We start from the raw sequence: 22,512 nt of genomic DNA on the forward strand, positions 1-22,512 counted from the left end.
ACGCGAGGTGAGCGCGTGCCATCCCCGATGGTCAGCGTCGTCGTCCCGGTCTACAACACGGAAAAGTGGCTCCCGGAGGCGCTTGACTCGATCGAACGCCAGCCCGCGCGGGAACACATCGAGGTCGTCGTCATCGACGACGGCTCCACCGACGGGTCGGCCAGCATCGCGAAGCGGTACGCCGGCCAGGCCACCGCGGTGCGCTACGTCCGGCAGGACAACGCCGGGCTCGGTGCCGCCCGCAACCACGGCGTCCGCCTCGCTACCGGCCGCTACCTGGCGTTCCTCGACTCGGACGACATCTATCCAGCCGGCGCGCTGACCCACCTCGTCGAGCTCGCCGAGCGCTGCGACGCGTCGGTCGCCGTCGGCGACATGCAGGGCCTGCCGGCCCGGCCCAACCCCGCCTGGCGCCGCGAGCTACTCACCGGTGAACGGGTGGTCGAGCACATCTCCCAGGCTCCCGACCTCGTCGGCAACCCGTCGGCGTGCAACAAGATCTTCCGGCGCGATCTGGTGGACTCGACCGGGGTCCAGTTCACCGAGAACACCGCGTTCGAGGACGTGCTGTTCACCGTACCGCTGCTGGCCCGTTCCCCCCGGACGGCGCTCACCCCGCGGCTGAGCTACCTCTACCGGCAGCGCGGGGACAACTCCTCGTTGATGGACACCCGCAGCCAACCCGCACGGATCATGCAGCACGCCACCATCGTCGAGCGGCTGGCGGACGAGTGCCGTGACCTGCGCGCGGACGACCGCGAAGCGGTGTACCGGTGGATCGCCTACATGCAGCTGCACTACGCGTGGCGGGCGGCCAAGGGGTGCGACGACGACCAGCTCGCGGAGTTCGCCGCCCGGATGCACACCCTGTTCAAGGACATTCCGATCCAGCTGGCGAGTGAGTTCGTCAGCAACGCCGGCGCCGGGCTACGTGCCGCCGCGATCTACGAACAGGACCCGGCGATCATCCGCGACCCCCGGTCGCGGCTGCCACTGCGGGTGTACGCCGGCCAGCCCTATCTCGGCCACCCCTGCTTCGAAACCTATCGTGATCTGCTGCGGGTCCGGGAGATCACGGCCAGCGTGCACTCGCTGCGTGGTGACAGCCGGGACGTCGTCGTCGGGGGTACGCTGCGCTACGCCGGTGTCGGCGGCGAGCCCGGCCAGATCCGCGACGATCTGCTGGTGGAGATCGGTGATGCTCTGGTGCGCGGCCGGTTGACGGTACGCAAGCGCGTCGGCAACGACCTGCACTGGTACTGCAAACTTGCGATCGACCCGTTGCCGGACGGCAGCCATCCGGTCCGGGTGGTCGTCCGTGACGACGGCCGCGAGTTCCCCGTACCGGCCGGGCCGGAACGGGGCGGTCGCGGCACCCGGGGCACCCGGCCGATCCGCGTCGGATCCCGGTTCGGCTGGCTCGCGCCGGCCGCGCACGGCCCACACCTGGTCGTCGCCAATGGAGCTACCGGCGCGCTGGCCCGCAGCCCACAGTGGCTTTCCGAGCTGGGGGCCCGGCGGATCCGGTCGTTGCGCCGCACGGCGTTGGGCACCCTGCGCCGGGCCACCCGCCGACCCTAGCCAGACGGCCGACGTCAGCTGGACACGAGAGCGACCCGGTGCAGCCGGTCCGGCACCAGCCGGACCGGTGCCGCGCCGGCGCCGGCGGCGTCGGCGAGCCCCAGACCTTCGCGGACCCGCAGCGACATCGGCAGCTCACACACCTGGTCATCGTCCGCCGGGCGGAAGCCGAACCACCAACGGCCCGGATCTGGCCGGTCCGGGCCGGTCGCCGGTACGCGGACCAGCCAGCCTTCGTCCACCGCCTCGACCGGCAGCTCCCGATCCGCCGGTGCCGCTGCATCCCGCAGGTCGGTCGCGTGCCGCAGCACCACCAGCGAGGGTGCGCCACCAGTGACGCACGCGCCACCCAGGGTCAGCCCGCTGTCGTCGACGCTGGCCCAGGTCACCAACGGCCCGGCCGGCAACAGTCGGACCGACAGCTGGCCGTGGTCGGCGGGCTCCACCAGCAGCCCCGGCCACCCCGCCGCCGGATGCAACTCCACGAAGCCGTCCCCGACCGGCAGCTCCCGGTCGGCGCCGCCAGAGTCGGGCCCGTCGCCGGTGGCGAAGCCAACCAGCCACCCCTGTGCCGGGGTGCCGACGATCGTCTGTGGGCCGGCGTCAGCTCGCAGGTCGGCCAGCGGAATCCGGCAGCTGAACGCAACACCGCCCTGGCCGGGCAACCCGTCGGGGTCGGGTTCGGCGTTGGTCGGATAGCGCCGCCACACCACCTGCGGCGTCCTCGACAACGTCACCGTCAACGGCACCGTGCCGCCGACGCCGACAGCTCCGCTGATCACCAGATGATCGTCGTGGACCCGGGCGCCGGTGGCCCACGCCACCGGCAGCTCCACCCGCAGCCGCAGGGCTCCGTCGTGCAGTACCGGGACTGCCCGTACGCCGGGTGCGACCCAGGCTGCCGGCAACGCCGGCACGATCTCCCCCACCTGAACCGGCCCGGTGGTCGGCTGACCGGCGCGGTCGACGACGCCGGTCATCACCAGCCAGGTTCCCGGCCGCCAGCCGGCGGCGGAGCGCAGGGCCCGGACGGGGATCGACGCCGTGAACCCGGACCGGGCCGGCAGGTCGTCGACCGCCGGCTGCCCAGCCCGGCTGCGCAGCAACCGCGACCGGGCCGGAGCAGGCAACGGCCGGCGGCCCTGTCCCTGCTCACGCAGCCACAGGGCGCGCAGCATCGGCCCCGGCCGGCCCGCCGGCACCGAGGCGCGCAAGGCGTTGCCGGAGATCCGCAGCCGGCCGTCCGACCAGGTGACCGACCCCAGCGCCGTCCGCAGCCGGGGCTTCGAGCGGTACAGCCCCGCCGGCACCCCGGCCACGGCCGGTGGGGGATCGCCGGTCCGGGTAGCCGTCACGACGGTCAGCAGCTCCGGCAGCCGGCCCTCGGCGGCCAGTCGCCACGCCACCCGCAATCCAGGGGCGAGCCGATCCAGCACCGCCGGCTGCACCTCGGTGAGGAACTCACCGGCGAGTTCCAGGAAACGTTGCCGGTATTCGGTGTCCGCCACGTCCGGCAGCAGATGCAGGAACATCCGTAGATCACTGCGGAGGGCCGTCGTGTCGTAGTGGTTCTTCAGCGACCGGTCGCCGACCGCGGCGAGGGCCCGGCTGGCGCTGCGGACCGCCGCGAACCGGTCCACCAGGTTCGCCACCTCGGCCTGCCGCTGACTGATCGACTCCTCGGCGCCGGCTTCGCGCTGCCGCCAGTGGTAGACGACGACCGGAAGCACGTCGATCGTCTTGGCCAGTGCGTACGCCGGGATGGTCACCGGGATGTCCTCGTAGCGCACGCCTTCGGGGAACCACAGGTCATGGCCGGCCCAGAAGTCCCGCCGGAACACCTTGTTGCAGGCCAGCCGGTCGTAGACGAGGTTGCGTCGGCCGCGTAGCCGCACCCGGAGCCAGGTCTGCCGGTGGGTGCCGCGGTGCAACAGGGACTGCCACATCCCTCGCGAGTTGAACAGCGCGACGTTGCCGGACACGATCTGCGAACCGGTCGACTCCAGCGTGCCGACCAGCACCTCGTAGGCGTACGGCGGGAGCACGTCGTCGCTGTCGACGAAGGCCAGGTAGTCGCCGGTCGCCGCCCGGATGCCGGTGTTACGGGCGGCGCCCAGTCCTCGGTTCGGCTGCCGGATCAGCCGGAACCGGGGGTCGGCCGCGGCGCGGGCCGCGGCGATGTCCCCGCTGTCGTCGGTCGATCCGTCGTCGACGAGGATGAACTCGACGTCGGCGTGGGTCTGGGCGGCCAGTGAGTCCAGGCATTCGGTCAGGTATCGCGCCACGTCGTAGATTGGAACGACGACACTGAGCAGTGCACCCATCGGACGCTTCAGCCCCGCTCGCCGAGCAGTGCCCGGCGGACCACCCGTTCGGCGGCGTTTCCGTCGTCCAGGTGGCAGAAGCGGGCCCGGAACTGGGTACGCGCCTTGCCCGCGGCGTCATTGTCGACCACTGCGGTCCGGAACAGGTCCAGCAGGTGGCCGAAGGTGGTGGCGACCGCCCCCGGTGCCTCGGTCGTGATATCGAAGTAGACACCTCGGGCCATCGCGTACGCCTCGGCGTCGGGCGCGTAGATCACGATCGGCCGGTCCAGCACCGCGTAGTCGAACATCGCCGATGAGTAGTCCGTGATGAGGACGTCGGCGGCGAGGTACAGGTCCTCCACCACGGGGTGGCTCGACATGTCCCGGATCCGGCCGCTGGCCGGTGCGTCCGGGGCCCGCCCGGTGCGCTGCCGGTCATGGAAGTAGTGGCTACGGATCAACAGCCAGGCGTCCGGGCCGAGGACCTCGGCGAGTTCGTCGGCGTCGAAGTCGGGCTGCCAGCCGGGCTGATGTTCCCGGTGGGTCGGCAGGTAGAGCACCACCCGCTCGTCGGGGCCGATGCCGAGCGATTCGCGAGCGGCCGCCGCGTCGGCGGCGGTGGCGCGCGCCAGCCGGTCGTTGCGCGGGTAGCCGGTGTCGAGCGATTCGAAGGCACCCGGGTAGGCCCGCTCCCACATCTGGGTGGAGAAGTGGTTGGCGCTGACGCTGAAGTCCCACCGGTCGACCCGCTGCAGCAGCCGGGGAAAGTCCATCGAGGTGGCGCCGATCGGGTGACGTTGCTGGTCCAGACCCATCACCTTGACCGGGGTGCCGTGGTGGGTCTGAATGTGCACCGAGCCGGGCCGCTTGCGGACGTCGTCGGGAAAGTTGACGTTGTTGATCAGCCATTTGGCGCGAGCGAGCGCCCGGTAGTAGCGCCGGGTGCCGGCCACGACGTACGGCACCCCGGCCGGCATGCTGGCTGCCAGGTCCCGCCGGACCACCCACACGCCGTTGATCTGCGGCGCGAGTTCGGCTGCCTTGGCGTGGATCGCCGCCGGATTGCAGCTGTAGCCCCGGTACCAGTAGGCCGCGTACAGCGCCAACGATTCGTTGATCGGCAGCCGCAACTGCAGCCGGTAGTAGCCGCGCAGGGCCGTGCGGCGGGTGAGGCGGGCCAGGTCACGCAGTCCGCGCTTGACCGGGCGGCCGGTCCGTTTGACGACGGAGACCAGCTTCTTTCGGGCGCGTTGCCCGGCCCGCAGCGCGGCGAAGGTACGCCAGCGGTCGGCGGCCAGCAGTCGGCGCTTGAGCCCTTCGAGTCCGTCGGGCACCGGGTACCCGCCGGGCGGCAGCCGCCGCTGATAGTCGGCGTGCGCCCGGGCGAAGAACTGCCGGTGCAGTTCCCGGGGCAGCCGGCCGCTGTGTCCCAGCACCATCAGATAGTGGGCGATCATCAGCGCGAACAACTGCGGCCGCACGGCGTCGACGCGCGGCCCGCCCCGGGCATCCAGCCAGTCGAACGTGTGCCCCCAGTGGTCGAACATCTCGAAGTGCCGAGGGCTGCGGGTCCGGGTGATCGCGCCGGTGCGGCGCTGCCGGTAGTTGACGCAGACCCGGTCGAGTACGGTGACCCGCTCGGCCGCCACCAGCAGCGGGAAGGTGAACGACACATCCTCGTACCAGCCGTCGGCGAAGCGCAGCCCGAGGTCGACGAGGAACTCCCGACGGGTGACCTTGTTCCAGGCGGTGTGCAGCACCCGGAGCGTCTCCGGCCGGGTCGACACGTCGAACACCGCCTCACCCGGCGTGGTCGGGAACGCCTGACGCAGTGCGCTGCCCGTCGCGCGGTTGTTCCAGAAGACCCGTACGTGGTCGACGATCAGTACGTCCGGCGTGGTGTCGCGTAGCCGGTTGGCGACCGCCCGCAGCGCACCCACGGACAGCCAGTCGTCGCTGTCGAGAAACCAGACATATTCACCGGTCGCCACGTCCAGGCCGGCGTTGCGGGCACCCCCGAGACCGGCGTTGGTCGGCAGCGACAGCACGGTCAGCCGGGGATCGCGGGCGGCGTACTCGGCGAGAATCTCCCCGGAGGTGTCCGGCGAGCAGTCGTCCACCGCGATCACTTCCACGTCGGTGAACGACTGGCCGAGGATGGAGTCGAGGCACTCCCGCAGGTAACCCTGCACCTTGTAGACCGGCACAACGATGCTGATCAGGGTCATTCGATCTCACCTATGTTCGAGCCGGCGGGGCGGCCGGCGGCGTTGAGGGTCGACACCGCGGCAGCGGCTTGCCGGGGGGCGGGGGTCCGGGCGGGGACCGGTGCCGCAGCGACTGGGCGAAGCTGGTCGATCACGGCGGTGGCGATGAAGTGCACCGCCAGGTAGCAGGTGAGCGCGGTGAGCCCCACGCTCGCGATCAGGGCCGGGCGCGACACGTCCGGCAGCGCGGCGGCGAGCAGGAGCGGGCCGGCGGTCGCCGTGACGACCAGCAGCAGCCGGCCGTCCCAGCCGAGGCTCCACCGGTGCAGCGCGGGCGCACCGAGCCGCTTCTCCAGCCGGGCGGTGAGGTCGTAGTGGTGCAGCGCGACAACCAGCAGCAGGCCGTAGATGATCGCCGGGGGTACCTCGGCGGCCGTGCCGGCCGCGACCACGATGAGGAGTTCGGCGGCCCGCAGCCCGGCCGGGACCAGCCAGTCGAGAGCGCCGCTGGCCGGCCGAACGGCGCTGGCGATGCCGGCCAGCAGCACGGCGCCCCCGCCGACCAGCAGCGACGCCGCGCCGGAAGCCGGGGACAACCCGGTGCCGGCGAGCAGCAGCAGGACGGCCGCCGCGGCCACGGCGGCCAGGACGATCGGCAACTGGCCGGCCGCTGCCGGCACCGCAGCGGCGGGGGTGGCGGCCGGGGCTGGCCCGACGGCGGGGCGGCGGGTGAACCGGCGGACGGACGAGCTGTCGTCGCGGTACCGGGCCGTGTCGACCGCGGCGAGCACCGGGACCCGCATCGAGCGGGCCCGCAGCGTACGCAGGGCCAGTGTGTAGCCGGCGGCGAGTACCCCCCAGCCGAGTACGGCGAGCAGGCTGATCCGCGGTCCGAACAGCGCGGCGGTGACCGCGATCAGTGCCCACCGCTCACCGATCGGGAAGACGATGGTGCGCTTGGCCCAGTAGATCGGCGATCCGGGAGCGGCCAGCACCCGGTCGGAGACCTGGCTGAGCCGGCTGCCCACACCGGCCGGGGCTGAGGTGTCGGTGGCGGCGGGGACCTGTCGGACCGCCTCGTCGTGCAGTGCCCCGTACCAGGCGTCGGTCATGTGCCGGACGGTCTGCAGCATGATCGCGCCGGTGGCCAACAGCCAGCCGTCGCCGTGCCCGGCCAGCTCCGCCCCGATCCCGAGGCCGGCGTAGACCAGGTACTCCTTGCCCCGGTCGGCGATGGTGTCCAGCCAGCCACCGAAGGCGCTGAACCGCCCGGTGTACCGGGCGAGCTGACCGTCCACGCAGTCGAGTACGAATCCGAGGTAGAGCAGCACCCCGCCGAGCAGCAGCAGCGGCCGGTCACCGACGGCGAACAGCGCCGCCGCGGCCGCCGCGACGGCGACCGAAATCGCGGTGACGCCGGTCGGGCTCAGCCCGAGGCCGGCGGCAAGCTTGGTCACCTTCGGCGACCAGCTACTCACGCAGTACGTGGCGAACAGGTCGTCGTGTTCCTTGACCGCCAGCCGCAGCCGGGCCCGGTCCGGGTCGACGGCGCGCACCTCGGTCTCCGCCTCGACCAATTCGGTCTGGTCGGCGACTCGCCGGGCGACCAGCTCCCGCAGCGGGTACGCGGCGACGGTGGCACCGCCGGCCACCAACTCGTCGAGCACGTCGTCGAGCGGATGGCAGCCGGCCGCGTGGGCCCGGTCTGCGACCCGACGGGCGGCCACGGCCAGCGCCGGCAGGTCGGTGACACCGACCCGCAGCACCCCACCGAAGGCGGATCCGCTGCCGTCGGTGCGCCCGGCAGGGTCGCCGCCGTCGGCGGGCACCGCGACGAGCCGACCACGGCGGGTAGTCGGCCGGGTCGCGCCGACGCTGTCCGTCTGCCCCGGCGGCAGCAGCAACGCCCGGGTGCTCACCGGTGGTCCGGCGTCCAGCAGCCGGAACACCTCGGTATGAGCGACCACGTCGGCGGCACAGAGCAGGATCGGCTGGTCGGACCGCTCGGCGAGGGCTGCCAGGCCGCGCAGGTCCGTCACCTGCGCCTCGGCGGCGGTGGCGGTGGCCAGCTGTGCCTGGAGTCGGCTGGTGAGCGAAGCCCCACCCGAGGTACGCAGTTCCCCCGGACTGGTCGAAAAGCCAGGCAGCCGGGGGGCCAGGATCGCCAGAGTCACATCGTGCGCTTCCGTCTCGGCGTGCCGGGAGCAGCCAAGGGCGCTCCGAAGGATTGCCATCCGTACGCACCGGCGGGGACGACGCGGGCAAGGTTAGCAGTCAGTGAACGAGACGGGTAGCCCGAGCGTCCGGTGGGCGAACGCCGGCCTGGTCGTGCTCGATCCGCTGCGATGATCTTGAGCGGATCCGGGTATGTCCCGTACGGGAGTGGCCACCACGGATCAGTCCAGCGACCGAGGACGCCGGGTGCCGGTGTACCTACCGTGGAAGATGGTCGACCGCGCCAAGACGCTACAGGACGAGGAGATCGCGATGAGCCGCAGATTGGTACGCCCCCGCAACGGACGGATGTTCGCCGGTGTCTGCGCCGGCCTGGCCCAGCGTTTCGGCATGTCGGCCGGGATGGTGCGGCTGATCTTCGTGCTCTCCCTGCTGCTCCCGGGCACTCAGGTGATCATCTATCTGGCGCTGTGGATCGTGATGCCGAACGAGGACCGCTGAGGTCACCGACGGACACGTACCGGCACGGTGGTCACCGGCGGACGTAGACCGCCACCTGCTCCGGCAGGTCCTCGCGGATCACCCAGTACCGCTCGTCGAACTGCTCCCGGTGGAAGCGCAGGTCCGCCCAGATCAGCTCGTCACCGGACCTGGTCAGCACGAACACGTCGATCGGGCCGAACACGGTCGCGCCCGACTGGGCGGCGAAGGCCGCCGGGTCCCGTTGCTCGGACAGCTCGCGCAGTTCGCTGCGCCGTTCGTCCCACCGGGAAAGGGTCCCCCCGGCGGTGCGGTCGTTGCTCAGGTACCCGGGCCAGGGCAGGTATGAGAAGAGCCGTTCGTCGACGCTGAGCGTCACCAGGTCGGGATCCGGTCCGGCGGCGTCCTCGACCGCCTGCCGCACCGGCTCGATCGGGAACCAGACCGCGCGACCGGAGTCCGGCGCGAAACGCGGATAGCCACCACCAGGCAGTGGCTCGGTGTGGGCGGCGGTGGCGTAGGACGATCCCGCACCGTTCGCGCCCGGCGTCCAGGCGGCCGTGTACGACGTGACGCCCCAGGCCAGCAGGATCGCGAGCGGTACGCCCGCCAGCCCGACCGGCGGGGCGATCCGCAGCCGGCGCAGCAGCGGCGGCACGACGTGCACGACGGTCAGCACCCCGGCGATGGCCAGCACCACCCCGTACAGCCGCAGGGTGTAGTGGGCGAAACCGGTGTGCCCGGTGAGCAGAAACCGGACGAGCGACAGCAGCCGGTACGCGAACGCCGCCGCCGCGATCAGCAGCAGCGGCCGGGCCCACCAGGTGGAGCGCACCAGCCAGGCCATGCCGAGCAGGCCGACCGCCTGCAGCCCCCGAAGCAGCAGGTTGCCCTCCCCCGACTCCAGGAACGGCAGCAGCCCGTGCAGGTAGTACGGCGACGCGTAGAGATCGGACACCAACTGACCGCCGCCATCGGTGAGCAGCGCCCACAGGTACGGCAGGACGTACCAGCAGGAGGTGACGGTCGCGACGGTCGCGACCAGCACCAGCCGCCGGAGGTAGGAACGACGGTCCGGCTCGGCTCGCCAGGCCAGCACGACGAGCACCATCAGGCCGAGCGCGGCGTAGACCATCCAGGCCTGGTAGAGCACCACCATCAGGCCGCCGAGCAGTCCGGCGGTCAGCCAGTGCAGCCGCTCGCGCGGCGGCCGGGTAAAGGTCTCCACCACCCACGGGATGAAGATCATCAAGGCCAGGACCTCGTACGCCTTGCGTGGGTCGGACCAGGCCAGCACCCCGACGCAGGACACCGCCAACGCCGCCCAGGCCCCGACCTGGCGACGCCACAACAGGAAGCCGGCCAGCAACGACGCCGAGAGCAACAGCACCTCGGCGTCGCCGAGCATCTGCCAGGCCGGCTGGTCGAGCAGCACGGCGGACCGGCCGACCAGCCAGGAGTACAACGGCGGATACTCCGACGGCAACCCGGGCAGCATGGTGTCGGAGCTGGTCATGGTCACGGTGTACCGGGTCGCGGCGGCGGACATCCGTAGCATGTCACCGCCGAGACCACCGAAGCCGAACGGCGTGCCGTGCAGCGCCGCGCGCAGGACCAGCACCAGCCAGGCGGCCGCCAGTCCGGCGCTGATTCCGGCAAGTGCCTCCGTCGCCGCCGGCGCCCAGCGGCGGACGGCCGCAGCGACCAGTACGCCGAAGCAGACGAGTAGCAGGCCACCGGCGATCGGCAGGGCTCGCCCCGCCACCGTGAACGGGCTCTTGCCCATCAACCCCGGCAGGACGAACGCGACCGGCGTCGCGAGCAGCCAGGTCAGCACCGCGAGTACGCCGGGGTGACCGGCCGGTTTGCTCCACCGGCGACCGCCGGCCCGTTTCGCGGCACCGGGCGGGCCTGGGACGTCCTCGCCGGCCGGCCAGTGCGGCACACCGTCGACATCGAGCGGGGGTGCGTCGACCGTCATTTCGCTCCGTCAGCTGCCGGCAATGTCCGGGTAGGTTCGGCGATGTCTGGTGGTTGGAAGTCGGCTACCCCACGTCGGTCACCCGGCGGTCGTGGCCAGGGTGCTCGGGGATGCGACCTCCTGGTCGGCGACCGCCACCGAGACCCGACGCAGGCTGAGCAGGCTGGAGAAGAGCCCGGCGAAGATGAGTGTCGCACCGAGCCCGATCGCCGTCGACGAGGGCAGCACCACCCGCATAGTGGCGCTGACGTCCTGGGAGCCAAAGCCGCTCGCTCCCCAGGTGGCGATCGCCACGACGGTGCCGACCAATCCGAGCAGGATCAGCGCGACTCCGCCGGCGGTACAGGTCTCCAGTTTGAGGTATCTGCTCCAGCGGTCCGCCTGCCGCAGATTGGTGATGCCCTCGTACCTGCCGTAGATCTGCGCGAACGCCCCGAACAGCAGCAACTGTGCACCGGCGAGCATCGCGAGACAGGTGTAGACCAGGGTGCTGACGTCGAATCCGATGCCGCCGACGACGAGCGGACCGAACTCGAGCAGCGCGGTGCCGACGAGACCGCCCAGGAAGAGTGCCGCGCCCGGCCAGATGAGCATCTTTCGTGGGGCGAAGACCAGCAGGAACCGCAGGTGTCGCCACCCGTCCCGCCAGGTACGCAGATGCGGGGGTCGGCTGCGGCCGTCGGGGTGGAGGGTGGTCGGGACCTCGACGATGTCGTACCCGTTGAGTGCGGCCCGGACCACCAGCTCGGAGGCGAACTCCATGCCCGGCATACACGGCTGCAGTAGCCGGATGCGATCCCGGTCGAAGCCGCGGATCCCGCAGTGGAAGTCGCCGATCTTGAGATCGAACAGGTGACGGCCGAGCCAGGACAGGACCGGGTTGCCGAGATAGCGGTGCAGGGCAGGCATCGCACCTGGGGCGATGCCACCCCGGAACCGGTTGCCCATGACCACGTCGTGACCGTTGCGCAATGCCTCGACGAAAGGCTCGAGATTGGACAAGTCGTACGAGTCGTCCGCGTCAGCCATGATCACGTATCGGCCGCGGGCCTGATCGAGACCGTTGATCAGTGCACCGCCGTACCCCTTGATCGGGGCGTGGGAGACGCGGGCACCGGACCGTACGGCGATCTCCTGCGAGCCGTCGGTGGAGCCGTTGTCACTCACCAGCACCTCACCCGCGATGCCGAGTTCGTCGAGAGCGCGACGGGCCTTGCGGATGCACACTTCGAGCGTCTCCGCCTCGTTGAGGCACGGCAGGAGAACAGTCACCTCGACCGGATCGTTGCGCACCGGCAGCGCCACGGTTTCACCCCTAACTGGGTTTGCCCGCGGTCAGGCCAGCCGCGGTCAGGTGTGAAAATGATTCAGTCCGACTTCGTCCCCGCTATCAATTCGGCCCTCGATGGCACTGTAGCGCGCGCGACCCTCGACATGCGTCCCCAACTCGCCAAAATAACCACAGCACCGAACGATCATGATCGAGATGATCTTTCACTTTCCCGGGTTTGAACCACTTGCACTCGAGTTGCGGCGTCGACCATTCGACAACGATTTTGAATCAAAATGCGACGTATGTGATGGAAACCGCGTCGTAGCCCAGCGACCGGAGCAGGCCGGTGAGCATCTTACTGGTGTTCTCCTCGGCCCGTTCCGCGATCCCACTCTCGCTGGCCGCAGCGGTTATCCGCTCCTCGGCCAACTCGTAGACCTGCCGCCGGCGGTTCGGGTCACCACCGAAAACCTCGCCGAGACGATTGAGCAGCCCACGTTGCTCGGCGAATACGTAGCTCTTGGTCAGATCGAGGTCAGCATCGGTCAACTGTGGCGCCGGAAGACTAATTTGCACAGAAGTGCCGTCTTCGATGACAGAGATGGCATCTTCACCAATCTGCCCGAAATCAACGTATGCTTCTACTGTTCCGACGCCTACGAAGAGAGTGCGTTGATTAAGCAGAAAGTCCGGAACGTACCGTCGGTCCTGTTCCAGGTCGACGACCACCTGGAAGCTACCCTCCGCCGCGACGAACCTGCTCAGGTCCTGGATCGATTGCAGCACCGGCGGCTGGGTGCGGTCCGTCTCCTGCTGCGCAAAGGGGTTGCGCCAACTCGGCAGCAGGCCGGCGGCCTGGGTGCTCAGCACCAGCACCACCACCAGCCCGATCACGCCAGCGAACCAGAAGAGCCCGCGCCGAAAGCCACCCGAACCGGGGTCGGCGACGGACGGCTGCGACCCCGGCTGGCCTTCCGGATATTCCGGAAACTCCCGGGTTGGTGTGTTGACATCGCCGCTGCGGGACATCGTGATCACCGTCCTCACCAGACGACGGCCCACCCGACTGGGTCGTCTGGGCACACCGTACGGCCCCGGTACGACAACCGCATCCGCAGGCTCACGCCGACCGCTGAGCCGGCCGTCAGCCCGAATCCGTCAGCCCGCGGCCGGCACCGGAACGAACAGGTACACCCGGGCGTGAATCTGGTTGCGCTGCTGCAGCGCCGCCCGCAGCGCCCGGTGCAGCCCGTCCTCCAGGTAGAGGGACCCGTTCCACTGGACCACGTGGGGAAAGAGGTCGCCGTAGAACGTCGAGTCCTCGGCCAACAGCTTGTCCAGCGCCAGCTCCCGCTTGGTGGTGATCAGCTGATCCAGCCGCAGGGGCCGGGGCGGAATCTCGGCCCACTGCTTGAGTGTCAGCCCGTGCTCAGGGTATGGACGACCGTCCCGCACCGCTTTGAAGATCACGACGGCGCGCTCCTCCCATGTCGCCTACCGAATATCGTGCCCACTGCACCACCACCGCCGCCGCGTCGAGTCGAGTCGCCGGTCCCACCCACCGCCAGCGTGCCTGCCAGCCTAGCGAGTTTCCTTCACCGACCGAGTCGATCCCCGCTGTCGGCGACTCCGGACCAGGTGGTCCACCGGCCGCGATGAACGACCTCGTCGACGGATCGACGACCCCGGCGCAACGACGGGGACCGGGCATCCGGTGCCCGGTAGCCGACAGTGATCGCACCGATCGGGGCGAATTCGTCCGGAACGCCGAAGGCGTCCCGGAAGCTCGACGTACGTTCGGGGGGGATGCCGAAGAAGCAGGCTCCCAGCCCTTCGTCCACCACGGTCAGCAGCATCAACAGCGCCGCGAACCCGGTGTCGATGTGCCAGTACGGCACCGGCCAACGCGCCTCGTCCCGGTCCGTCCAGCCCTTGTCCGGCTGCGCGTACCGGTCGAGGTAGGCCGAGCGGTTCGCGTGCGGGACGATGATCAAGGGAGCACGACTCATCCCGGTGAGCCAGTTGTCGCGCCGGTTCTCGTCCGGATCCGCCGCCACCGGGGTCGTCGCGGCCCAGAACAGCTCGCGGTCGGCGGGCTGGTCCAGCACCAGGAAGCCCCAGCCCTGGGAGAAGCCGGCTGACGGCGCCCGGATCGCGTTGTCCAGGAGTCGGTCGACGACCTCGGCCGGCACCGGCCGGTCCGGATCGTAGTTGCGCACCATCCGCCGCCGGCGGATCACGTCGTCGAGTTCCATCACCGGTGTCCCGTACCCGGGTCGGCAGCCTCAGTACCGGGACGGATGCCCCAGCTCGCCTGCCAGGTCTCGGCCGGCTCCAGCACGATCAGGTCCCGCCCGGAGCGGAACGCGTCCGGCGGGCAGGTCATCGGCTCCACCGCCACCGACCGGCGATAGCGCGACCCCGTCAAGGTGTCCCCGCTGAACAGCTGCCACCAGCCGAAGGACGGATCGGCCCAGACGGTCACGCCGACCGATCCGTCCGGGTTGGACAACCGGGCCGCCGACCCGCCGGCCGAGTCACGCTCGAGGTCGCCGAAGGCGGTGTCCAGCACGGTGGCACCGATCCGCCGGGGCGTGGTGAAGTCGTACTCGCTGCCGGCCACCTTCGCCGCGCCGATCGGCAGCAGCCGACCATCCACCAGCACCCTGCTGCGCGCCGGCAGGTGCACGGTCAGGTCCTCGACGGCGGTGTCCGGCAGCCGCAGGTACGGGTGGACTCCGAGACCGAACGGCGCCGGCTCCGCGCTGACGTTGGTCGCCTGATGGGTGACGCGCAGACCATCGGTGCCGACCTGCCAGCGGGTACGCAGCACCAACGACCACGGGTAGCCCGGGTGGGCCGGCAGTGTGCAGCCGACCACCACCTCGTCGGCCGCCTTGGACACCAGCTGCCAGGGCAGCCAGCACACCAGTCCGTGCAGGGCCGTGTGCCGGGCCGGCTCGGACAGGTGCAGTTGACGGGTGGCACCGCCGAAGGTGTAACGGCCGTCGCGGATGCGGTTCGGCCACGGCATCAGCACCTGGCCGGCCCCGCCGACACAGATCTCGTCCTCGGCGTACCCGTCGACGTAGTCGAGGCCACCGGCCCGGTACGTCCGCAGTCCGCCACCCACCTCGACCACGACGGCCTCGTGCCCGTCCGCCGCGATCGTCCACTGCGCTCCGGACGGTGGGCCCGGACGTGCATCGACGTTGTCCATGTCGCGACGATAACGGGTCGGTCGCGCGGTCGCCCCATCTGGAAGCCCGTGATCCACAATAGCTAAGAGTAAATTAAAGGTAGCTCTGCGATGTGTGACTACGGCGCCAGGCGCTCGATCAGCCAGTCGCCGGCCGGCTTCCGCCGGTACCGGAACCGGTCGTGCAGCCGGCTGGCCCGGCCCTGCCAGAACTCGACCGTCTCCGGCACCACCCGCAGGCCACCCCAGTGCGGTGGCGGCGGCACCTCGACCGGCTCCGGGAACCGGCGCCGGGCCGCGACCAGACCCGCGTCGACCGCGGCCCGGTCCGCCACCACCTGTGACTGCGGGCTGGCCCAGGCGCCCAGTTGCGATCCCCTCGGCCGGGTCGCGAAGTACGCCTCGGTCTCGGCCCGGGACACCGCCACCACCGCCCCACGCACCTCCACCTGACGGGAGATCGCGAACCAGGGGAATAGCAAACTGGCGGCGGGATTGCCGGCGACCTCGACGCCCTTTCGCGACCGGTGGTTGGTGAAGAACACGAATCCGGACTCGTCGTAGCCCTTCAACAACACGGTGCGGGAGCTGGGCCGACCATCGACGTCCGCCGTAGCCAGGACCATGGCGTTGGGCTCGGGCAGGTCCGCCGCCACCGAGTCGGCGAACCACCGCCCGAACTGGGCGCACCAGTCGGCGGCGAGGTCACCCCGGCGCAGCTGGGGGGCATCGCGGTAGTCACGACGCATCGGGCCCGGTCGTGGTGTGTCTCCCGTCACGTCGCTCTCCTGAACTAGGGCTACCCCCATGGTCGAACTTACGCTGGGTACCCACCAGGCAAGTAGCCGAGACCCACTCCAGGCAACTCGTCGCGTCACCTACCAGGCAACAACGCACGCACCGCCACTGAGGGCCGCCTGCAGCAGTTCTACCGGGCGCTCGGGCAGGACCACCCAAATCCCCACCCAGGAGAGCCATATGTCCGACTTCAAGCCGGGGCTCGAAGGTGTGATCGCCTTCGAGACGGAAATCGCCGAACCTGACAAGGAAGGCGGTGCCCTACGGTATCGCGGCGTCGACATCGAAGATCTGATCGGGCAGGTCTCCTTCGGCAACGTCTGGGCACTACTGGTCGACGGGCGCTTCGGGCCGGGTCTGCCGCCGGCCGAGCCGTTCCCGGTGCCGGTGCACTCCGGTGACATCCGGGTCGACGTCCAGTCCGCGGTCGCCATGCTCGCGCCGTACTGGGGGCTGTCCCAACTGCTCGACATCTCCGACGAGCAGGCCCGCGCCGACCTGGCCCGGGTGTCGGTCACCGCGCTGTCGTTCGTCGCCCAGTCCGCCCGCGGCCTCGGCCTGCCGGCCGTGCCGCAGAAAGAGATCGACAAGGCGCAGACCATCGTCGAACGGTTCATGCGCCGGTGGCGGGGTGAGCCGGATCCGCGGCATGTCAAGGCCGTGGACGCGTACTTCATCTCCGCCGCTGAACACGGCATGAACGCCTCCACCTTCACCACCCGGGTGGTCGCCTCGACCGGAGCCGACGCCGCCGCCTGCATCTCGTCGGGCATCGGCGCGCTCTCCGGCCCGCTGCACGGTGGTGCCCCGTCCCGCGTGCTGCACATGATCGAGGGCGTGGAGCGCAGCGGCGACGCCGAGTCGTACGTCAAGGGCGTACTCGATCGCGGCGAACGGCTGATGGGCTTCGGCCACCGGGTCTACCGGGCCGAGGACCCCCGGGCCCGGGTGTTGCGGCGCACCGCCAAGGAGCTGGGCGCGCCCCGCTACGAGGTCGCCGAGGCGCTGGAGAAGGCCGCGCTGGAGGAGCTGCACAACCGCAAGCCGGATCGGGTTCTGGCCACCAACGTCGAATTCTGGTCGGCCGTGGTGCTCGACTTCGCCGAGGTGCCGGCGCACATGTTCACCTCGATGTTCACCTGTGCCCGGATGGGCGGGTGGAGCGCGCACGTGCTGGAGCAGAAGCGGCTCGAGCGGCTGGTCCGGCCGTCGGCGCGCTACGTCGGCCCGGCCCCCCGCAAGCCGCACGACGTCGCCGGCTGGGACGCCGTCCCGCACGACGTCTGACGCCGTAGCCGGTCTCGGCTCGTCGAGTCCCGTCTCGACTCGGCGCGAACCGGCGACCAGTAGATCGACCGCACCGGGCCCGGGATGTGGGGCACGCCTCAGTCGCAGGCGTGGGACCCTGCCCCGGGCCCGCTGCCGTTGGTGCGAGGATGGGAGACCGATCCCCCACCGCCGTTGGTGGGAGGATGCGAGACCCATCGCGCACCTGGAAGGACCGCTGACAACCGTGGCTGACGTTGCGACAATCCGCATCCCAGAGGAGATCAAGCCCGCCGACGGCAGGTTCGGCTGCGGGCCGTCGAAGGTCCGCCCGGCCGCCGTCTCCGCGCTGTCCGAGGTCGCCACCAGCTACCTGGGCACGTCGCACCGGCAGAAGACGGTCCGCGACGAGGTCGCCCGGCTACGTCGCGGGATCGCCGAGTTCTTCGCCCTGCCGCCGGGCTACGAGGTGATCCTCGGCAACGGCGGCACCACCGCGTTCTGGGAGGTCGCCACCTTCGGCCTGGTCCGGGACCGGGCCCAGTTCGCCAGCTTCGGTGAGTTCGGGGCCAAGTTCGCCAAGTCGGTACGCGACGCCCCGTTCCTCGGTGAGCCGACGGTCCACAAGTCGGATCCCGGTTCAGCGCCGGCTCTGGTCGCCGAGGCGGGCGTGGACGTCTACGCCACCCCGCAGAACGAGACCTCCACCGGGGTCGCGGTGCCGATCAACCGGGTCGCCGGCGCCGACGACGGTGCCCTGATGCTGATCGACGCGACCTCGGGCGCCGGCGGTCTCGACGTCGACCCGGCCGAGACCGACGTCTACTACTTCGCGCCGCAGAAGTGCTTCGGTTCCGACGGCGGCATCTGGCTGGCGTTGATGTCGCCGACCGCCCTGGAGCGCGCGGCGCAGATCAAGGCCTCCGGCCGGTACATCCCGGCGTTCCTGGACCTGGTCACCGCGATCGACAACTCCCGACTGGAGCAGACCTACAACACCCCGGCGCTGGCGACGATATTCCTGGCCGCCGAGCAGACCGACTGGATGAACGCCCAGGGCGGGCTCTCCTGGGCGGCGAAGCGCACCGCGGAGAGCGCCGCGGCGGTCTACGGGTGGGCGCAACGGTCCCCGGTCGCGACCCCGTTCGTCAGCGACCCGGCGTTGCGCTCGAACGTCGTCGCCACGATCGACTTCGCCGATGGCGTGGACGCCACCGCGATCGCCAGGGCTCTGCGGGCCAACGGCATCGTCGACACCGAGCCGTACCGCAAACTCGGCCGCAATCAGCTGCGGGTGGCGCTGTTCCCGGCGGTGGACCCGGCCGACGTGGAGGCGCTGACCGCCTGCGTCGACTTCGTGATCGAGCGACTCTGACCCACCGGCACCTGGTCGGTTCAGTCATCTATTGTGGCTGAACCGACCAATTTCCGGTACTATGCCGGATAACGGGTGACTTGCCGTAGCCATCGACGCAGTTCCCCTCAGCCGCTGTCCTGGTCCCCCAGCCCGCCGACCGGCCGAATCGAGGCAGCTCACTCGACATGCCCGGCGTGGCCTACTCCCATCGGGTGACTTATCGGCGTACCGTGTCTCGAAGGACGCCGGGGACAGGTCGACCTGCGGCGTGGGGCAGCTCAGCGGGACGGAGGCAACGCGATGCGCCCAGTACGCTTCGTCGCCCTCTCCGAGGACGGTCAGGCCCTGGTCCTCGCCGATGAGGTGGGCCGGCTGCTCGCCCTGCCCATCGACGACCGGATCTCCACCGCGGTGCAGGCCGAGCCCGGCAGCGCCCCGGCCACGTTGACCGTGGCTGGCGCCCCCGGCGACGCCAAACCTTCGCTTTCTCCGCGCGACATCCAGGCCCGCATCCGGTCCGGTGAGTCCGCCGACGACGTCGCCCGGATCGCTGGCGTTCCGGTCGACCGGGTGCTGCGGTACGCCGGCCCGGTGCTGCAGGAGCGGGCGATGCTCGCCCAGCACGCTCGGCGTACCCGGGTGAAGAACTCCGACAAGGGCGCCCCGCTCGCCGAGGTCGTCGACGGCCGGCTGGCCCAGCACGGCATCGACGCCGAGAAGATCTCCTGGGACGCCTACCGCCGCGACGACGGCACCTGGCGGATCATCGCCACCTGGCCGTCCGGCAAGGCCACCGCCCAGGCGATCTGGGAGCTCGACAAGAGCCGTCAGGTCATCTCCCCGCACGACGACATGGCACAGTACCTCTGCGCCGAGCGGCCGACCCAGATTCTCGGCCAGGAGCCGACCCCGGACCGGGGCGGACACGCCCTGCCCGGGCCGTCACGCGGCGAGTTGAGCCGCGGCGGGCACGGGCTGCCTGCCTCGCCCGGCGACGCGCCGCGCCCCAGCCGGGATCCGATCCGCGCGGGCCGCGACGCGCTGCTCGCCTCTCTCGACCGCCCGCTCGGTTCGGCGGCCGGCCGTGGGTTGGAGCCGGCGGCCACCGTCGAGCCGCCTCGGCAGCGTCCGGCCGCCGGCGGTGCCGCCGCGCTGCTCGGCGGCGGAGCTGGTTCCGCCTTCGACGACGATGCCGACGCGCCCAAGGAGGTCCCCGCGGTGCCGTCGCTGGCGGTGCTGCGGCCCCGGCGGGCCGCCACCGGCAGCAGCGAAACCCCGGCGGACAGTTCCGGTAAGCCCCGCAAGCGGCTCCCCAGCTGGGACGACGTGCTCTTCGGCAGCGGCCCGGCCGACCGCGCCAGTTCCTGACCTGGCCGCTCGAGCACAACCGCTGACCTGGCCCCGGCCGCTCGGGCGCAGCCGCTGACCTGGCCCCGGCCGCGCGCGTGCCGGCGTTGACGAGTTCGGACGCTGCGCGGGCGGCGGTCCCGGGCCGGGCATGGCAGGGTGACTCCCATGGAGTACACCCACCTTGGTCGGACCGGACTGTCCGTGAGCCGGCTGTGCCTCGGCACGATGAACTTCGGACCACAGACCGACGAACCCGGCAGCTTCGCGATCATGGACCGCGCGCTGGAGCACGGGATCAACTTCCACGACACGGCGAACGTCTACGGCTGGCAGCAGGGCGAGGGCGTCACCGAGAAGATCATCGGCCGCTGGTACGCCCAGGGCGGCGGCCGGCGGGACAAGGTAGTCCTGGCCACCAAGGTGTACGGGAAGATGGGCGACTGGCCGAACGAGCGGGGTCTCTCCGCCCGGCACATCATCCGGGCCTGCGAGGACTCGCTGCGCCGGCTGCAGACCGACTGGATCGATCTCTACCAGATGCACCACGTCTCACGGGAGACGCCGTGGGAGGAGATCTGGCAGGCGATGGAGACCCTCGTCGCCCAGGGCAAGGTGATCTACGTCGGGTCGTCCAACTTCGCCGGCTGGCACATCGCCGCCGCGCAGGAGGCGGCCGGCCGCCGCAACTTCCTCGGCCTCGTCGCCGAGCAGTGCATCTACAACCTGCTGACCCGGTACGTCGAGCTTGAGGTCGTGCCGGCCGCCCAGCACCACGGGCTCGGGATCATTGCCTGGTCACCGCTGCACGGCGGGCTGCTCAGCGGCGCCATCCGCAAGGAGTCCGCCGGGGAGAAGGCGCGGTCGGCCAGTGGCCGTTCCGCCGATGCGCTGGCCAAGCACCGCGGCACCATCGAGGCGTACGAGAAGTTCTGTGCCGAGCTGGGTCACGACCCGGCGGATGTCGCGCTCGCCTGGTTGCTGTCCCGACCCGGGGTGACCGCCCCGATCATCGGCCCCCGCACGGTCGAGCAGTTGGACGGCTCGGTGGCGGCCTTCGACATCATTCTCGACGCGGGTGCTCTCGCCCGGTTGGACGAGCTCTTCCCGCCGGTCGGCAACGGCGGTCCAGGCCCCGAAGCCTGGGCCTGGTAGCAACGCCCAGCCCCCCACGCTCGCGGCGATCTTGCACTTATCGACCGACAAACCAGACATTACCTCTCGATAAGTGCAAGATCGTCGCGGAGGTAGGTGCGGACGTAGAACCGGGGTAGCGGGGCGGTCCAGCGCAGCCGCAGTCGGCCACCGGTGCGGCGCAACTGCCAGGCGAGCGCGGCCGCCGCGACCAGGAACGACGCCAACCCGCCCAGCCAGATGCTCGCCCCGGCGCCGACGTGCTCGGCGACCCAGCCGATCACCGGCGCGCCGACCGGGTTGGTACCCAGGAAGACCAGCACCCACAGCGCCATCACCCGACCCCGGAACGCGGCGTCGACGCCGAGTTGCACCCGCTGATTGGACGCCTGCGCGAAATAGACCATGAAGAAGCCGGTCGGCACCAGCAGCACCACCACCACCCAGTACACCGGGGCCAGGCCGACCAGGGTGCCGAGCCCGGCGAACGCCAACCCGCTGCCGAGCACCGCGTAGACCGACGGGCGACCCCGCCGGCCACTGGCGGCCAACGCACCGGCCAACGCGCCGGTGGCCAACGCCGTGGTGAACAGGCCGAACGACGCCGCACCGGTGTTGAACACCGTCTTGGCCAGGGCGGCGAGGGTGAGCTGGAAGTTGAACAGCAGCAGACCCATCACGGCCATCAGGCCCATCGGCAGCATCAGGTCGGGCCGGCGGGCCACGTAGCGCAGCCCGTCCATCACCTTCGCCGCATCGCGAACGCCGCCAACGGGCAGGTCGGCGCGGTACAGGTCGCCGGCCCGCATCTGGATCAACCCGATCAGCGGCGCCGCCGACGCGATCGCGCTGATCAGGAAGACTGGACCCACGTCGAAGGCCGCGATCGCCAGGCCGGCCACGGCCGGGCCGACGATGCGGGCGGTGTTGAAGGTCGCCGAGGACAGCGCCAGGGCGTTGGGCAGCAGCGGGGTGCCGACGAGTTCCGAGACGAACGCCTGGCGGACCGGGGTCTCGAGCGAGTTGCCGACGCCGAGCAGCGCGGCGAAGACGAACACGTGCCATAGGGCCACCACGCCGGTCAGCACCAGCACGCTCATCGCGATGGACAGCACGAGCCACATCGTGTTGGCGATGAACAGCAGCAGCCGCTTGTCGTACCGGTCGGCGAGCCGACCGAAGAACAGGGTGAACAGCAGGACCGGGGTGAACTGGAGGGCGACGACCACACCGAGCGCGGTGGCGGAGTCGTCCGACAGTTGCAGGACGAGCCAGTCCTGCGCGATGAACATCATCCACACACCGATCAGCTTGATCAGCTGCCCGGTGGCGAAGATCCGGTAGTTGCGGACCTGTAGGGACTGGAAGATGGTGGTCAGTGTCGCCCGCACTCGGGGTGCGCCTCCTC

17 protein-coding genes are annotated in these 22,512 nt (G+C 70.7%); 6 read left to right on the forward strand and 11 right to left on the reverse strand.

Annotation, left to right across the window (positions count from 1 at the left end; all coding sequences use genetic code 11):
• The first annotated feature begins 15 nt into the window (after positions 1-15).
• On the forward strand, positions 16-1,581 hold the full coding sequence (locus ACFHVL_RS04475) for a glycosyltransferase family 2 protein (RefSeq protein ID WP_416625783.1): 1,566 nt from the start codon (positions 16-18) through the stop codon (positions 1,579-1,581).
• Positions 1,582-1,595: 14 nt separating this feature from the next.
• Here ACFHVL_RS04475 and ACFHVL_RS04480 read toward each other — a convergent pair whose 3' ends face one another.
• The 3 genes from ACFHVL_RS04480 to ACFHVL_RS04490 are packed head-to-tail and all read right to left on the reverse strand — an operon-like array spanning position 1,596 to position 8,328.
• Entirely contained in the window at positions 1,596-3,905 is a 2,310-nt protein-coding gene (locus ACFHVL_RS04480) for a glycosyltransferase family 2 protein (RefSeq protein WP_416625784.1), read from the reverse strand.
• 8 nt (positions 3,906-3,913) lie between these two features.
• A complete protein-coding gene (locus ACFHVL_RS04485) occupies positions 3,914-6,115 on the reverse strand; it encodes a bifunctional glycosyltransferase/CDP-glycerol:glycerophosphate glycerophosphotransferase (RefSeq protein ID WP_416625785.1) in 2,202 nt (733 codons plus the stop codon).
• Positions 6,112-8,328: a DUF5941 domain-containing protein gene (locus ACFHVL_RS04490; RefSeq protein WP_416625786.1), complete on the reverse strand. Its 2,217-nt coding sequence runs from the start codon at positions 8,326-8,328 to the stop codon at positions 6,112-6,114. The genes ACFHVL_RS04485 and ACFHVL_RS04490 overlap by 4 nt, the downstream gene beginning before the upstream one ends.
• 253 nt (positions 8,329-8,581) lie before the next feature.
• Between ACFHVL_RS04490 and ACFHVL_RS04495 the strand changes: the two genes are divergently transcribed.
• Positions 8,582-8,770 carry a PspC domain-containing protein gene (locus tag ACFHVL_RS04495; protein ID WP_416625849.1) on the forward strand — a complete coding sequence of 63 codons (189 nt, stop codon included), beginning with the start codon at positions 8,582-8,584 and terminating at the stop codon, positions 8,768-8,770.
• Positions 8,771-8,801: 31 nt separating this feature from the next.
• On the opposite strand, the gene ACFHVL_RS04500 is transcribed toward ACFHVL_RS04495, so the two are convergent.
• From ACFHVL_RS04500 to pdxH, 7 genes are all read right to left on the reverse strand, one after another.
• Positions 8,802-10,730 carry an arabinofuranosyltransferase gene (locus tag ACFHVL_RS04500; RefSeq protein WP_416625787.1) on the reverse strand — a complete coding sequence of 643 codons (1,929 nt, stop codon included), beginning with the start codon at positions 10,728-10,730 and terminating at the stop codon, positions 8,802-8,804.
• A 78-nt stretch (positions 10,731-10,808) separates the two neighbouring features.
• Positions 10,809-12,035, reverse strand: coding sequence for a glycosyltransferase family 2 protein (locus ACFHVL_RS04505; protein ID WP_416625788.1), 1,227 nt, complete (start codon positions 12,033-12,035; stop codon positions 10,809-10,811).
• A gap of 256 nt (positions 12,036-12,291) precedes the next feature.
• A complete protein-coding gene (locus tag ACFHVL_RS04510; RefSeq protein WP_416625850.1) occupies positions 12,292-13,032 on the reverse strand; it encodes a DUF4230 domain-containing protein in 741 nt (246 codons plus the stop codon).
• Positions 13,033-13,161: 129 nt separating this feature from the next.
• Positions 13,162-13,473 (reverse strand): type II toxin-antitoxin system VapB family antitoxin, encoded by a 312-nt coding sequence (locus tag ACFHVL_RS04515; RefSeq protein ID WP_416625789.1) that lies wholly within the window; start codon positions 13,471-13,473, stop codon positions 13,162-13,164.
• A 125-nt stretch (positions 13,474-13,598) separates the two neighbouring features.
• Positions 13,599-14,258, reverse strand: coding sequence for a nitroreductase family protein (locus ACFHVL_RS04520; RefSeq protein WP_416625790.1), 660 nt, complete (start codon positions 14,256-14,258; stop codon positions 13,599-13,601).
• The gene (locus ACFHVL_RS04525; RefSeq protein ID WP_416625791.1) at positions 14,258-15,223 is read right to left on the reverse strand and encodes an aldose 1-epimerase family protein; all 966 of its coding nucleotides are present in this window, start codon (positions 15,221-15,223) and stop codon (positions 14,258-14,260) included. Before ACFHVL_RS04525 ends, ACFHVL_RS04520 begins: the two co-directional genes overlap by 1 nt.
• Before the next feature lie 98 nt (positions 15,224-15,321).
• Positions 15,322-15,981, reverse strand: a complete 660-nt coding sequence (pdxH, locus tag ACFHVL_RS04530; protein ID WP_416625792.1) for a pyridoxamine 5'-phosphate oxidase — start codon at positions 15,979-15,981, stop codon at positions 15,322-15,324.
• Positions 15,982-16,180: 199 nt separating this feature from the next.
• Between pdxH and ACFHVL_RS04535 the strand changes: the two genes are divergently transcribed.
• The 4 genes from ACFHVL_RS04535 to ACFHVL_RS04550 all read left to right on the forward strand — a co-directional run bounded on the left by ACFHVL_RS04535 (position 16,181) and on the right by ACFHVL_RS04550 (position 21,125).
• The gene (locus ACFHVL_RS04535) at positions 16,181-17,287 is read left to right on the forward strand and encodes a citrate synthase 2 (protein ID WP_416625793.1); all 1,107 of its coding nucleotides are present in this window, start codon (positions 16,181-16,183) and stop codon (positions 17,285-17,287) included.
• Between the two features lie 226 nt (positions 17,288-17,513).
• Complete coding sequence (gene serC, locus ACFHVL_RS04540) at positions 17,514-18,641, forward strand: phosphoserine transaminase (protein ID WP_416625794.1); 1,128 nt, start codon at positions 17,514-17,516, stop codon at positions 18,639-18,641.
• A gap of 282 nt (positions 18,642-18,923) precedes the next feature.
• Positions 18,924-19,991 (forward strand): septation protein SepH, encoded by a 1,068-nt coding sequence (gene sepH, locus ACFHVL_RS04545; protein ID WP_416625795.1) that lies wholly within the window; start codon positions 18,924-18,926, stop codon positions 19,989-19,991.
• A 147-nt stretch (positions 19,992-20,138) separates the two neighbouring features.
• A complete protein-coding gene (locus tag ACFHVL_RS04550) occupies positions 20,139-21,125 on the forward strand; it encodes an aldo/keto reductase (RefSeq protein WP_416625796.1) in 987 nt (328 codons plus the stop codon).
• A 59-nt stretch (positions 21,126-21,184) separates the two neighbouring features.
• On the opposite strand, the gene ACFHVL_RS04555 is transcribed toward ACFHVL_RS04550, so the two are convergent.
• Positions 21,185-22,495, reverse strand: coding sequence for an MFS transporter (locus tag ACFHVL_RS04555; RefSeq protein WP_416625797.1), 1,311 nt, complete (start codon positions 22,493-22,495; stop codon positions 21,185-21,187).
• Positions 22,496-22,512 lie beyond the last annotated feature (17 nt).

This window comes from Micromonospora sp. LOL_023 (assembly GCF_048060115.1).
GTDB lineage: Bacteria > Actinomycetota > Actinomycetes > Mycobacteriales > Micromonosporaceae > Micromonospora_E.